At 62.3% G+C, this 12,579-nt stretch carries 12 protein-coding genes and 1 pseudogene; 4 read left to right on the top strand and 9 right to left on the bottom strand.

The window, feature by feature from the left end; genetic code table 11:
- The first annotated feature begins 8 nt into the window (after positions 1-8).
- Positions 9-692: a response regulator transcription factor gene (locus tag NKH73_RS05050; protein WP_352928689.1), complete on the top strand. Its 684-nt coding sequence runs from the start codon at positions 9-11 to the stop codon at positions 690-692.
- A gap of 231 nt (positions 693-923) precedes the next feature.
- Positions 924-1,379 (top strand): Crp/Fnr family transcriptional regulator, encoded by a 456-nt coding sequence (locus NKH73_RS05055; RefSeq protein WP_352928691.1) that lies wholly within the window; start codon positions 924-926, stop codon positions 1,377-1,379.
- A gap of 75 nt (positions 1,380-1,454) precedes the next feature.
- Here the strand turns inward: NKH73_RS05055 and NKH73_RS05060 are convergent, their stop codons facing one another.
- From NKH73_RS05060 to tesB, 6 genes are all read right to left on the bottom strand, one after another.
- Positions 1,455-2,261: an exodeoxyribonuclease III gene (locus NKH73_RS05060; protein ID WP_352928693.1), complete on the bottom strand. Its 807-nt coding sequence runs from the start codon at positions 2,259-2,261 to the stop codon at positions 1,455-1,457.
- Between the two features lie 248 nt (positions 2,262-2,509).
- Positions 2,510-3,193 carry an outer-membrane lipoprotein carrier protein LolA gene (locus NKH73_RS05065; RefSeq protein WP_352928695.1) on the bottom strand — a complete coding sequence of 228 codons (684 nt, stop codon included), beginning with the start codon at positions 3,191-3,193 and terminating at the stop codon, positions 2,510-2,512.
- 167 nt (positions 3,194-3,360) lie between these two features.
- Positions 3,361-6,021: an FtsK/SpoIIIE family DNA translocase gene (locus NKH73_RS05070; protein ID WP_352928697.1), complete on the bottom strand. Its 2,661-nt coding sequence runs from the start codon at positions 6,019-6,021 to the stop codon at positions 3,361-3,363.
- 258 nt (positions 6,022-6,279) lie between these two features.
- Positions 6,280-7,710, bottom strand: coding sequence for an ammonium transporter (locus NKH73_RS05075; RefSeq protein ID WP_352928699.1), 1,431 nt, complete (start codon positions 7,708-7,710; stop codon positions 6,280-6,282).
- Between the two features lie 31 nt (positions 7,711-7,741).
- Positions 7,742-8,080, bottom strand: a complete 339-nt coding sequence (locus NKH73_RS05080) for a P-II family nitrogen regulator (protein WP_023800571.1) — start codon at positions 8,078-8,080, stop codon at positions 7,742-7,744.
- A gap of 219 nt (positions 8,081-8,299) precedes the next feature.
- A complete protein-coding gene (tesB, locus tag NKH73_RS05085) occupies positions 8,300-9,175 on the bottom strand; it encodes an acyl-CoA thioesterase II (protein ID WP_352928702.1) in 876 nt (291 codons plus the stop codon).
- A 122-nt stretch (positions 9,176-9,297) separates the two neighbouring features.
- Here tesB and NKH73_RS05090 point away from each other — a divergent pair, with 122 nt between their 5' ends.
- Positions 9,298-10,560, top strand: coding sequence for a ubiquinone biosynthesis hydroxylase (locus tag NKH73_RS05090; protein ID WP_352928704.1), 1,263 nt, complete (start codon positions 9,298-9,300; stop codon positions 10,558-10,560).
- Positions 10,561-10,721: 161 nt separating this feature from the next.
- Here NKH73_RS05090 and NKH73_RS05095 read toward each other — a convergent pair whose 3' ends face one another.
- From NKH73_RS05095 to NKH73_RS05105, 3 genes and pseudogenes are all read right to left on the bottom strand, one after another.
- Positions 10,722-11,180, bottom strand: coding sequence for a hypothetical protein (locus NKH73_RS05095; protein WP_352928706.1), 459 nt, complete (start codon positions 11,178-11,180; stop codon positions 10,722-10,724).
- Positions 11,181-11,350: 170 nt separating this feature from the next.
- A pseudogene (locus NKH73_RS05100) lies at positions 11,351-11,705 on the bottom strand (YciI family protein).
- Between the two features lie 2 nt (positions 11,706-11,707).
- On the bottom strand, positions 11,708-11,920 hold the full coding sequence (locus tag NKH73_RS05105; protein WP_352928708.1) for a hypothetical protein: 213 nt from the start codon (positions 11,918-11,920) through the stop codon (positions 11,708-11,710).
- A 225-nt stretch (positions 11,921-12,145) separates the two neighbouring features.
- Here NKH73_RS05105 and NKH73_RS05110 point away from each other — a divergent pair, with 225 nt between their 5' ends.
- Complete coding sequence (locus NKH73_RS05110) at positions 12,146-12,571, top strand: OsmC family protein (protein WP_352928710.1); 426 nt, start codon at positions 12,146-12,148, stop codon at positions 12,569-12,571.
- Positions 12,572-12,579 lie beyond the last annotated feature (8 nt).

Below are 12,579 nucleotides of genomic sequence, written 5' to 3' on the forward strand. Positions count from 1 at the left end.
ATTGATCCATGACTTCACGCACCATTCTGATCGTCGATGACGATGACGACCTGCGCGGCACGCTCGTCGAGCAATTATCCCTTTACGAGGAATTCGACGTCCTGCAGGAATCGAACGCCGCCAAAGGCGTCGCCACGGCCCGCGGCGGACTCATCGATCTGCTCATCATGGATGTCGGCCTGCCCGACATGGATGGCCGGGAGGCGGTGAAGATATTGCGCAAGGGCGGCTACAAGTCGCCCATCATCATGCTGACTGGACACGATACCGATTCCGACACGATTCTCGGTCTCGAAGCCGGTGCCAACGACTATGTTACCAAGCCGTTCCGCTTCGCGGTTCTTTTGGCCCGCATCCGTGCGCAGCTTCGCCAGCATGAGCAGAGTGAAGACGCCACCTTCTCGGTCGGCCCCTACACTTTCAAGCCTAGCCAGAAGCTTCTGATCGATCAGCGCGGCGCCAAGGTGCGGCTGACCGAGAAGGAAGCCTCGATCATCAAATATCTCTATCGCGCCGACCAGAAGGTGGTGACGCGCGACGTGCTGCTCGAGGAAGTCTGGGGCTACAATTCCGGCGTCACCACGCACACGCTGGAAACCCATGTCTATCGGCTGCGCCAGAAGATCGAGCGTGATCCTTCCAATGCAGAAATTCTTGTGACAGAAAGCGGCGGCTACAAGCTGGTTCCTTAAACATTTCATCATCTATTGAGCGGTCGGGAGAGGGGCGCTTTTCGGGTACGGTCCTGAGGCTGGAGGCGGTTCTGGATCGAACGCGCTGACGCATCGCCCCAAAAATCGGAATCGATTTTTGGAAAGCACGATGCGCAGATTCAAATGTCAGAGCGTCCTTTGCGCGTCCGGGAGGGCGCGGCGCTCTGCTCTAAGGGAGGGACTGGACTGATCGTTCGGGGACATAGCTAGATGGCGTTGGATGACGACATTCGCATCCTGTCCGCCGTGAGGCTCTTCGAGGACTTCACGGAGGAACAGTTGCGTCTGCTCGCCTTTGGCGCAGAAACGACCAAGCTGCAGGCTGACCACAAGCTTTACCGCGAGGATGACGAGGCCGATTGCGCCTATATCGTGGTCAGCGGACGTATCGTGCTGTATCGCGAGCACAATGGCGAGCGCGTCCCGATAGGCACGGCCAGCCCCGGTACCATGTTGAGCGAACTGGCGCTGATCGCCGACACCAACCGGCTGACCAGTGCATTCGCCGAGATCGATTCGGAAGTGCTGCGGCTCAGTCGCAAGATGTTCCGCCGCATCCTGGAGGAGTACCCCGACATCGCAGTCCATCTGCACCAGCGCATCTCCGAGGATTTTCAGGCAATGATCCGTCGCATCGAGGCGTTGGCGTCGCGTTTCGAGAGCTGAGCGGGCAAAGGTGGTACGGGAACTTCCAAAACGCAGGCGGGACAGAGGGGGACGCGCTACACGCGGCAGTCCGCACTACTCTAAATCGAACCGGGCGATCACCGGCACATGGTCCGACGGCCGTTCCCAGCCGCGTGCCAGCCGCAGGATCTCGTAGCCGGCAAAGCTCGGCACCAGGTTCGGCGACGACCAGACATGGTCGAGCCGCCGGCCCCGATCCGACGCTTCCCAATCCTGAGCGCGATAGCTCCACCAGGTGTAGAGCTTCTGCTCATAAGGCACGTTGAGCCGCATCAGGTCGACCCAGTTGCCGGCGAGCCGCATCGCCTCGAAACTTTCGGTCTCGACCGGCGTATGGCTAACCACTTTCAAGAGCTGCTTGTGCGACCAGACATCGTGCTCCAATGGCGCGATGTTGAGGTCGCCGACCAGGATCGAGCCGGACACGTCGTCGTGCTCGGCGCGGATGGCGTTCATTTCGGCGACGAAATCCAGCTTGTGCCTGAACTTGCGATTGATCTCCGGGTCGGGCTCGTCGCCGCCGGCTGGCACGTAGAAATTATGCAGCAGGATCGTCTTGCCACCGGCCCGCACGGTGACTGACAGATGCCGGCTGTCCTCGATCTCGCAGAAGCGGCGCTTTTCGACCACGTCGATCGGCCGGCGCGCCACCGTCGCCACGCCGTGATAACCCTTCTGGCCATGGAAGGCGATGTGCTCGTAGCCGAGCTTGCGGAAAGCCTTCTCGGGAAACAATTCGTCAGGAACTTTGGTTTCCTGCAGACAGAGCACATCTGGCGCCTGTTCGACAAGCAGGCGTTCGACGATCGGCATGCGCAGGCGGACGGAATTGATGTTCCAGGTGGCGACGGAAAAGGGCATGCGAAAGGTCCGGGACAGCACGGGACCGCAGGAACCGGGATAGCTCCGACGGGCTGTGCCTTTTTGGCGACCGGAAACTACTGCCAGCCATACGCTGCAAAAACAAGCCGGGCGCAATCATCGACCCTCGCGCCGCCCCTCGCATAGCTCTGCCGGGCATTTCTCCCCGCGAACGGGGAGAAAGAAGCTGGCTGCAGCCGCGGCGCCTCGCCATTCGCAGGCCGGCATCACCTGAATAACAGTGAACCCTACCGCGACTTGGTGTTGAGTTCCCGATTGGCCGTATAGTCGATGGCAAAAGTGTCGGGAGCGAAGTTCACGCCTTCCTTGACGTTGAAGATCATCACCGTCGTGTCCTTGCCCTGCGCGTCGGTGATCGTCCACTGGCGCAATTCATAGGATTTCGGATCGAACATCATGGTGATTTTCGAACTGCCGAACACCGATTTGTCGGCGAGCTGGATGGTGGTGACGTCGTTTTCTTCCTTGACGCTTTTGACACGGCCGCCGGAGAGGTCGATCTTGTCGTCGAGCAGCAGCTTGAGCGGCGTCTTCGACAATGGGTAGAGATCGGACGTTTTCAGCCGCTTGTTGAGGATGACCACCGACCTGCCGTCCGAAATCACCCTGAAATTCGACGTCCCGTCATAGTTGAAGCGGATCTTGCCCGGCCGTTCCAGAAAGAACTTGCCGCCGGTCTGCTCACCCTTGGGTCCGAACTGCACGAACTCGCCGGTCATCGACTTGACCGAGGAAAAATGGTCGGCGATCTTCTGCGCGGTGGCTGGCACCGCCGCTTGCGCCGACGCCAGCAACTGGACTCCGGGTACGACATTGATGGCTGCAGCACCTGCCAGGACCAGGCCGAGACCAAGCAACTGGCGGCGGGTCGGGGCAAAATCGTTGTTCGTGGCGAAAGAAGAGTTTTTCATGCCGGTTACTCTCGTGTGGTTTATCTGTTGTCGCAGTGTTTGGCCCCCCAGTTGGGCTTAAGTTTGGCGGGCCGATAGCGCTTGGTCGTTGCAACGCGCCACAAGGTTCAAAGTTGCCGCCCGCCAAGGTTGCAGCCCGGCAGATCTGCCGATTGTTGCCGGTCGGATCAGAACTTGTCGTCTTCCGTCGGCACCAGAATCTCGCGTTTTCCGGCATGGTTGGCTGGACCGACAATGCCTTCCTTTTCCATCTTCTCGATGATCGAGGCGGCGCGGTTGTAGCCGATGCCGAGCCGGCGCTGGATGTAGCTGGTCGAGGCCTTGCCGTCGCGCAGCACCACGGCAACTGCCTGATCGTAGGGATCGTCGGAATCCTCGAAATTCCCGCCGCCACCGCCGCCGGAGCTACCCTTGCCCGACGGCTCGTCGTCGTCCTCGCCTTCATCCTCGGTGATGGCGTCGAGATATTCCGGCACGCCCTGCAGCTTTAGATGCGCGACGATCTTCTCGACCTCGTCATCGGAAACGAAGGGACCGTGGACGCGCTGGATACGGCCGCCGCCGGCCATGTAGAGCATGTCGCCCATACCGAGCAGCTGTTCGGCGCCCTGCTCACCCAGGATGGTGCGGCTGTCGATCTTCGACGTCACCTGGAAGGAGATGCGGGTCGGGAAGTTGGCCTTGATCGTGCCGGTGATAACGTCGACCGACGGCCGCTGCGTCGCCATGATGACGTGGATGCCGGCGGCGCGCGCCATCTGCGCCAGGCGCTGCACCGCGCCTTCGATATCCTTGCCGGCGACCATCATCAGGTCGGCCATCTCGTCGATGATGACGACGATGTAGGGCATTGGTTCGAGATCGAGGTTTTCCGTCTCGTAGATCGCTTCGCCGGTCTGGCGGTCGAAACCGGTCTGCACGGTGCGCGAGATCTTCTCGCCTTTCTTCTCCGCTTGGCTGACGCGCGCGTTGAACCCGTCGATGTTGCGGACGCCGACCTTCGACATCTTGCGGTAGCGATCCTCCATCTCGCGCACGGTCCATTTCAGCGCCACCACTGCCTTCTTCGGGTCGGTGACGACAGGCGTCAGCAGATGCGGGATGCCGTCATAGACCGAGAGCTCCAGCATTTTCGGGTCGATCATGATCAGCCGGCAGTCCTGCGGCGTCAGCCGGTAGAGCAGCGACAGGATCATGGTGTTGATGGCGACCGACTTGCCCGAGCCGGTGGTGCCGGCGACCAGGACGTGCGGCATCTTGGCGATGTCGACGATGACCGCCTCGCCATTGATGGTCTTGCCTAGCGCCAGCGCCAGCTTGGCCTTGGTGGTCTCGAAATCGCGGCTGGCCATGATCTCCCTGAGATAGACGGTCTCGCGCTTGGCGTTCGGCAACTCGATGCCGATGGCGTTGCGGCCGGGCACCACCGCGACGCGGCAGGCGATCGCGCTCATCGAGCGGGCGATGTCGTCCGACAGGCCGATGACCCGCGACGATTTGATGCCGGGCGCCGGCTCCAGCTCATAGAGCGTGACGACCGGACCGGGCCGGACATGAATAATCTCGCCCTTGACGCCGAAATCCTCCAGCACACCTTCGAGCAGGCGGGCATTCTGCTCCAGCGCGTCCTTGGACAAGCTAGCGTCGCGCACGACGTTCTTCGGTTCGGACAGGAAATGCAACGACGGCATTTCGAACGTTTCGGAGCCGATCAGCGACGTCTGCGCTTCGCGCTGGACGCGAGCCCCCGGAACGGGCCGGGGCGCCGGCGCCTCGACACGGGTGGCCGCATCGGAGCGGAAATTCTGCACCTTCGCATTGGACGACGCGGCGCGCCGCTGGCCTGCCGGCTCCGGCGCAAAATCCATGTCATCATCATCGTCGAAGACATCGGCATCGTCGGGATCGAGCGAGGCACTGCGGTCGTTGACCAAGGCGGCGAAGAATTCAGGCTCGACGCGGGCGCGGCCATCCGGGCTCATCCGCGCTTCGGCAAACTCGGCCGATTCGACCCTCTCGGCAGCGCGGCGCCAGGCGCTGGCGCGCGGTTCCATCTCCGGTTCGAAATCGTCGCGTTCCCGGCGGCGCGCGGCGCGGCGGCGCAGATACGCGCGCAACGACAGCCACCAATGGGTGATCGCGCCAAGCGCCAGAATGCCCTCGTCGCCCTCGTCCTCGTCATTGTCGAAAAGAAGGTCGTCCTGGTCCCTCGGATCAGGTGCGGCTGGTTGCTCGAGAACGGCGAAACCGTTTTTGCGTGCAATCAGCGCCGAGCCATAGGCAAACAGCCACAGCGCCGGCGCCGCCAGAAGCACGGCGAGCACGCTGGCGATGAGACCGGTCGGATAGCCGCCGACGAAGAAGCCGGGAATGTTGAGCACCATGTCGCCGAACACGCCGCCGAGACCGGTCGGCAGCGGCCAGGTCTTAGGCGGCACCACGCAGCCGGCGATGGCCGCGGCAAGCACGGCGTAGCCGAACCAGGCGAGGCCGCGCTTCGGCAGCCTGTCGACGCCGCGCGCCGAAAACAGCAGAAATCCCCAGACCACCGCCGGCACCAGCGCCGCGACGGCCGCGAGGCCGAAGAACTGCATGGCTAGATCAGAGAAGACAGCGCCTACATAGCCCATGGCGTTGGTGACGATATTGTCGGTGGCGTGGGAGAAGCTTGGGTCGGCGACGTTCCAGGTGGCAAGGCTGGCGACACCGAAGGCAACTAGCGCAAACAGGCCGGCGCCGACCAGCCGGCCGACCTGCCGCCGCGCGAATGCCCGGATGCCCTGCCCCGTATCGGCCAGCGCGAGCGGTGCTGAAGCCCCTGAACGCATGCTCTTCCCCGTCTGTCATTGCCCGGCCGGGCGCGTGCGCGCAACTCGGCGGATTCGGGCACCAGACTATCGGCGGGAAGGTTAAGGCCGCATTAACTATAAGCGGTTGGAGGAAGTATCTTGCGGCAAGTATTCGGCACGGTCATTTCCACACAAAAAGAGGCCCGGAACGTTCCGGGCCTCAATGCGTGAGCCTTTTCTCGGGCGTCACGACGGGATGGGAGGATGCAGGGGCGGCCTTGGCCGCCCCGACAAAGCTTACGGGTGATAGGCCGCTTCGCCATGCGAGGTGAGGTCGAGCCCCTCACGCTCTGCATCGGCAGTCGGACGCAGGCCTACGATCATATCGACGATCTTGTAGAGGATGGCGCTGCCGATACCCGACCACAGGACGGTTACCAGGACACCCTTGAACTGTGACCACAGCTGCGTGGCCGTGCCGGCATAGCCGGCGGCGAAGTCGGCTGTCGAATAGTCGACGATGCCAGCGCCGCCGAGAGCGGGATTGACCAGGATGCCGGTGCCGAGCGCGCCGATGATGCCGCCGATGCAGTGGATGCCGAAGACATCGAGGCTGTCGTCGTAGCCGAACTTGTTCTTCACCACCGAGACGAAGAAGTAGCAGACGCAGGTGGCGACGATGCCAAGCACGATGGCGCCCATCGGTCCGGCAAAACCGGCGGCCGGCGTCACGGCGACAAGGCCGGTAACAGCGCCCGAAACCGCGCCGAGCATGGATGCTTTGCCGCGCAGCAGCGTTTCAAGCACGATCCAGGTCACGGCCGCCGCCGCTGTGGCGACGAAGGTGTTGACCATCGCCAGCACCGCATAGGCGTTGGCTTCGAGGTTCGAACCAGCGTTGAAGCCGAACCAGCCGACCCACAGCAGCGAAGCGCCGACCATGGTCAGCGTCATCGAGTGCGGCGCCATGATGTCCTTGTTGTAGCCGATGCGCTTGCCGACCATCAGCGCGCCGACGAGGCCCGCGATGCCCGCATTAATGTGGACGACGGTGCCGCCAGCGAAGTCGATGGCACCGAAGCTGAAGATGAGCCCTGACGGATCGCTATAAGCGCTCGGGCCACCCCAGAACCAGACCATATGCGCGATCGGGAAGTAGACGAATGTGACCCAGAGGATGGTGAAAAGGATCACGGCGGAGAACTTGATGCGTTCGGCGAAAGCGCCGACGATCAGGGCAGGCGTGATGCAGGCGAAACTCATCTGGAAGATGACGAACACCAGTTCGGGGATGGCGACGCCCTTGGTGAAGGTCTCTGACACAGTCGTCACGTCGACGCCGGCGAGAAACATCTTGGAAAGGCCGCCGATGAACGCATTGCCGGGGGTGAAGGCAAGGCTGTAGCCGTAGAAAACCCAGACGATCATGACCACGCTGGTGATGGTGAAGACCTGCATCAGCACCGACAGCATATTCTTGGCACGAACCAGGCCGCCGTAGAAAAGGGCAAGGCCGGGAATGGTCATCAACAGCACCAGTATGGTGGAGATCATCATCCACGTCGTGTCGCCCTTATCGACGGTAAAGGCCGGCGCCGCTGGCGCTGCCGCTTCGGCGGCCGGTGCCGCTTCCTGCGCGAACGCAGCAATCGTGCCCAAGGCTCCGAGCGTGAACGCGCCCAGGAGCGCGGTGCGCGCCACGGACTTCAAAGTAGAAGGAATATTCATTGAACTCTCCATTGGAATACGTGTCCGCAGCTCAAAGCGCGTCGGTGTCTGTTTCGCCAGTGCGGATACGCACCGCCTGATCGATGCCGAAAACGAAGATCTTGCCGTCGCCGATCTGACCGGTCTTGGCCGCCGCGGTGATGGCTTCGACGGCCTTGTCGACCATGTCCAGGCCGACCGCGACTTCGATCTTGATCTTCGGCAGGAAGCTGACCGCGTATTCCGCCCCGCGATAGATTTCCGTATGTCCCTTCTGACGCCCGTAGCCTTTGACTTCGGTGACGGTCAGGCCCTGGATGCCGACTGCGGTGAGCGCTTCGCGCACCTCGTCGAGCTTGAACGGCTTGATGATTGCCATCACGATTTTCATAAGGTTTCACCCTTTGCTGTTGCGGGTCCCCGCGTTTGTACGACTTCGCCGATCCCCAAAAGAGCCGGAGAGTGCCCGCTAGGATTCAAGCTCCGTGCCAGTTGCCGAAGCAGGGTGTTAACCTGTTGTTAAATAAGGGATTGAGGAAGGTTTGTCGGCTGACTGTTCATAGTCCCGGCAATGCACCTGATCAAAAAATGGGCAATTTTTCAAAAATGCCTATTCGGCAGGCGGCCGCTTCAGCCGGATCAGCCCTTCCTGGGCAACCGAGGCGATCAATGTCCCGTCGCGGGCAAACAGCGACCCGCGGGTGAACCCCCGCGACCCTTGCGTCGACGGGCTGTCCTGCGTGTAGAGCATCCAGTCGTCGAGCGGATGGCTGCGGTGGAACCACATGGCGTGATCGAGGCTCGCAGCCTGGATATCACTATCGAAAATGGCGCGGCCGTGCGCAAAGGTCGAGGTATCGAGCAGCGTCATATCGGAAAGGTAGGCAAGCACCGCCGCCTGCGTGGCGCGATCGGCCGGAACCGGGCCGGTTGTGCGGATCCAGATGTTCTGCTTCGGCTCCAGCTTTTCCCGGCTGGTGTAGTGCTCCAGCATCACCGGTTTCATCTCGATCGGCCGGTCACGCTCCCAGTAGCGCCTGATGCCGTCGGGCACGGCCTCGCCGAACTTGCCGATCAACTCGCGCTGCGACAGCAATGTGTCGGGCGCCGGCACGTCCTGCGGCATCGGCACCTGATGCTCGAGCCCGACTTCGTCCTGCTGGAACGAGGCTTCCAGCGAAAAGATCGCATGGCCGTGCTGGACCGCCACGACACGGCGCGTGGTGAAGGAGCCGCCGTCGCGGATGCGGTCGACCTGATAGATGATCGGCACCTTGGTATCGCCGGGCCGCATGAAATAGCCATGCAGCGAATGCACATGGCGTTCGGGCTCCACCGTTCGCTGGGCGGCGACCAGCGCCTGGGCGATTGTCTGGCCGCCGAAGATACGCTGCCAGTCGAGCTTGGGGCTGCGACCACGGTACAGGTTGTGTTCCAGCTGCTCGAGGTCGAGAATGCTGAGAAGCTCGTCCATGGCCGCCGTCATGTTTTCGCGCCCTGTCGTTTTGATTTCGAACTTCGCCTAGCCGCAGAAGTGTTATGGCGGTTTCCGACAGGAATGACGGGCAGTCAAGGCCGGAAGGGAATTTGGCCGGAAAGGAATTTGCCATGGATGACCGCAAGGCGGATGCAAAAAACCGAACCGCACTCGACATTCTGGTCGCCGGCGCCGGCTATGTCGGCCTTGCCGCCGCCGTATCGCTGAAACAGGCGCGGCCGAGCCTGGCAGTTGCTGTCGTCGACGCCGCGCCCGCCGGCGTCTGGCAAAGGGACGCCCGGGCCTCGGCCATCGCCGCTGCCGCTTGCCGCATGCTCGACCAGCTCGGTGTCTGGGCCGAAATCGCGCCCGAGGCGCAGGCGATCACCGAAATGGTCGTCACCGATTCGCGCACTTCCGATCCGGTGCGCCCGGTGTTTCTCACCTTCGATGGCGAAGTCGCGCCCGGCGAAGCCTTTGCGCATATGGTCGCCAACAGGGATTTGAACGGTGCCTTGCGCCGGCGCGCCGAAAAACTCGGCATCGACATCATCGAAGGCGTCGCCGTCAATGCCTTCGACGTGAACGGCGCCGGCATCACCGTGCATCTTGCCGACGGCGCGACGCTGAAGGCGCGGCTGCTGGTCGCCGCCGACGGCGTCAATTCGAAGCTGCGCGATATGGCCGGTATCAAGACGGTGAAATGGGAGTATGGCCAGTCCGGCATCGTCTGCACCGTCGCGCATGAACGGCCGCACCATGGCCGCGCCGAAGAGCATTTTCTGCCGGCCGGCCCCTTCGCCACGCTGCCGCTCAAGCCGGACAAGGACGGTACCAACCGCTCGTCGATCGTCTGGGTCGAGCGCTCTGAAGATGCCGAAAAACTGGTCGACGGCGACGACCTCGTTTTCGAGCATGAGCTGGAACAGCGCTTTGGCCTGAAACTCGGAGAGATCCGCGCCGCCGACAGGCCACGTGCCTGGCCGCTCGGCCTGACGCTCGCCCGCGCCTTCGTCGCGCCGCGTATCGCGCTCGCCGGCGACGCCGCCCACGGCATCCATCCGATCGCCGGCCAGGGCCTCAATCTCGGCTTCAAGGATGTGGCGGCATTGGCCGAAGTGGTGGTCGAGGCCGACCGGCTCGGCCAGGATATCGGCGCGCTCGACGTGCTCGAACGCTACCAGCAGTGGCGGCGCTTCGACACGGTGCAGATGGGCATCACCACCGATGTCCTGAACCGGCTGTTTTCCAACGACATCGGCCCGTTGCGCGCTGTTCGCGACGTCGGCCTCGGCCTAGTCGAACGCATGCCGCGGCTGAAGGACTTCTTCATCCGCCAGGCGTCCGGACTGTCCGGCGACACACCAAAGCTCTTGAAAGGAGAGGCGATATAACCGGCCTAACGACGGGCCAGGGTGTGTTGAGATTCAGGTCAGGCCGAGTCGAGAATGGCGGGTTCCGAGAACCGGAGCGGAGCGTACTTTTGGGTACGTGAGTACCGGAAGCGCAGGAAACCGCCATTCGCAGGCCGGCATCACCTGAATATCAGCACACCCTAGTTGACCTCGAAGCCCAGCTTCTGCCGCAGCCGCAGTATCCGCTGGTCGGAAATCTGCAGGGGTGGCTCACCAGCCTGCGCTGCGCGGTTCACCATCTGCAGCAAATCGTTTCGCTCGGTCACATCCAGGCGCTCGCGCAGAAACGGCGCCAGCTTGTCGATGACGATCGTGGCATCATCGATCTGTGACGCCGCCCATTTGGCATAGACCACAGCCTCGTCGGTCTTCTTCTCGTCAGCAATCTCCGAAATCACCGATCGAATGGCAGCTTCGCGCTGCGGCAGGACAGGCCCGTTCTCGGAGACGATGGCGGTAATCAGCGTCGCGGCGGCCACCACCGGATCGTCGATCGCCGTCAGCGGCGACAGGGCTGCCTGGTTGCGCAGCCTCTTGCGGCGAATGTTCCCTTGCACACGCCCGACGACGTCCGCGACCTCGCGCGCGGCATCGTTCATAGCCTTCATCCGGTACCACTAGAATGCCGCCGCTCCCAACAGCCCAATTGCAGCAATCAGTATATGCATGCCTGAGATCCCCAACCGCAGCGACGATAGGAGAAGTATTGCCGCGCTTCAACGCGTCCGCCGAAGAATTTGATTCCGCCGGACGCAAAACAGAATAGTCTTCAGGACCCCGGCACCTGGTAGATCGCCCTGACTCGATCGTGCCGATTTCGGCCAGCGGAATGCCGCCGGTAATCTCCAGCGCCTCGTCGATATCCCCGGCCTCGATCATGACGAAGCCGAGCAGTTGTTCCTTGGTCTCGGCGAAAGGGCCGTCGGTGACCAGACGCTTGCCCTTGCACCGCCGCACCGTCTTCGAGGTCTTCAACGATTGCAGCGCCTGCGCGATGATCAGCTTGCCTTGCTGGTCCAATGACCTGTCATAGGCCAGCGAATCGGCGTCGAGCTTTGCCAACCTGTCCGGGGTCATGGCGTGAAGGTCTTTTCCTCGCCGTAGACCAGGCAAACATACTTCATGTCTATCTCCCTTGTTGTGAGGAACCATAGGATGCGGCCACCACGGCGCCTTTGCGTGCCGCCATGTGATCGAGAACGCATGTCGCAACCCCGATGATGGCAACCGCCACCAGAAGCCGACCTAAACCGGAGGGCCGCGGATGCAGCCCGTAGTTTTCCCGTCGTTCGGGCTTGCGGCCCGAGCTCTTCCACAGTGCGAAGAACACGCCATCCATGTGAACCTCCATCCGGCCGCGCAATCCGTGACCGCCCGCAGGACGGCCGAGGCCGATGCAAGTCGACATTTTTGCACGCGCAATTTTTCAAGAAAAATTCAGCCCCCCGCCGCTAATTTTGCGCGACTGCGGAAAGAGCGCGGTGGTCTTCGCCCGCGCCCGCGCTATAGTCGTGAAGAACGCTGGCGCCGGGCCGGCGCAATCCGGATAATCAAGGAGAATTTCATGGACCGCACCGCAAACGCCGTCTGGAAAGGCAATCTGAAAGAGGGCAAGGGCACGCTCGACACCCAGAGCGGGACGCTCAAGGGCACGCCTTACTCGTTCAAGGCACGCTTCGAAGACGAGAGCGGCAAGTCCGGCACCAATCCGGAGGAGCTGATCGCGGCGGCGCATGCCGGCTGCTTCGCCATGCAGTTTTCGCATTTCCTGGCCGAGAACGGCACGCCCGCAACCGAACTCGATGCCAAGGCCGTGGTGACGCTAGTTCCGGGAACCGGCATCACCGGCAGCGCGATCACGCTGGTCGGCAAGGTGCCAGGCATCGATGCTGAAAAGTTCAAGGAATTGGCCGAGAAGGCCAAGGCGGAATGCCCGGTCTCGAAGGCTCTCGGCGCCATCAAGGTATCGCTCGACGCCAAGCTCGGCTGAGCGGCGGC

Origin of the sequence: Mesorhizobium sp. M0938 (assembly GCF_040319125.1) — a bacterium.
GTDB lineage: Bacteria > Pseudomonadota > Alphaproteobacteria > Rhizobiales > Rhizobiaceae > Mesorhizobium > Mesorhizobium robiniae.

Coding starts and splice junctions, on each gene's coding strand:
- NKH73_RS05075 (WP_352928699.1), bottom strand. CDS start 7,710: ATGAATATTCCTTCTACTTTGAAGTCCGTGGCGCGCACCGCGCTCCTG.
- NKH73_RS05055 (WP_352928691.1), top strand. CDS start 924: ATGGCGTTGGATGACGACATTCGCATCCTGTCCGCCGTGAGGCTCTTC.
- NKH73_RS05065 (WP_352928695.1), bottom strand. CDS start 3,193: ATGAAAAACTCTTCTTTCGCCACGAACAACGATTTTGCCCCGACCCGC.
- tesB (WP_352928702.1), bottom strand. CDS start 9,175: ATGACGGCGGCCATGGACGAGCTTCTCAGCATTCTCGACCTCGAGCAG.
- NKH73_RS05105 (WP_352928708.1), bottom strand. CDS start 11,920: ATGGATGGCGTGTTCTTCGCACTGTGGAAGAGCTCGGGCCGCAAGCCC.
- NKH73_RS05070 (WP_352928697.1), bottom strand. CDS start 6,021: ATGCGTTCAGGGGCTTCAGCACCGCTCGCGCTGGCCGATACGGGGCAG.
- NKH73_RS05110 (WP_352928710.1), top strand. CDS start 12,146: ATGGACCGCACCGCAAACGCCGTCTGGAAAGGCAATCTGAAAGAGGGC.
- NKH73_RS05090 (WP_352928704.1), top strand. CDS start 9,298: ATGGATGACCGCAAGGCGGATGCAAAAAACCGAACCGCACTCGACATT.
- NKH73_RS05095 (WP_352928706.1), bottom strand. CDS start 11,180: ATGAACGATGCCGCGCGCGAGGTCGCGGACGTCGTCGGGCGTGTGCAA.
- NKH73_RS05080 (WP_023800571.1), bottom strand. CDS start 8,080: ATGAAAATCGTGATGGCAATCATCAAGCCGTTCAAGCTCGACGAGGTG.
- NKH73_RS05060 (WP_352928693.1), bottom strand. CDS start 2,261: ATGCCCTTTTCCGTCGCCACCTGGAACATCAATTCCGTCCGCCTGCGC.
- NKH73_RS05050 (WP_352928689.1), top strand. CDS start 9: ATGACTTCACGCACCATTCTGATCGTCGATGACGATGACGACCTGCGC.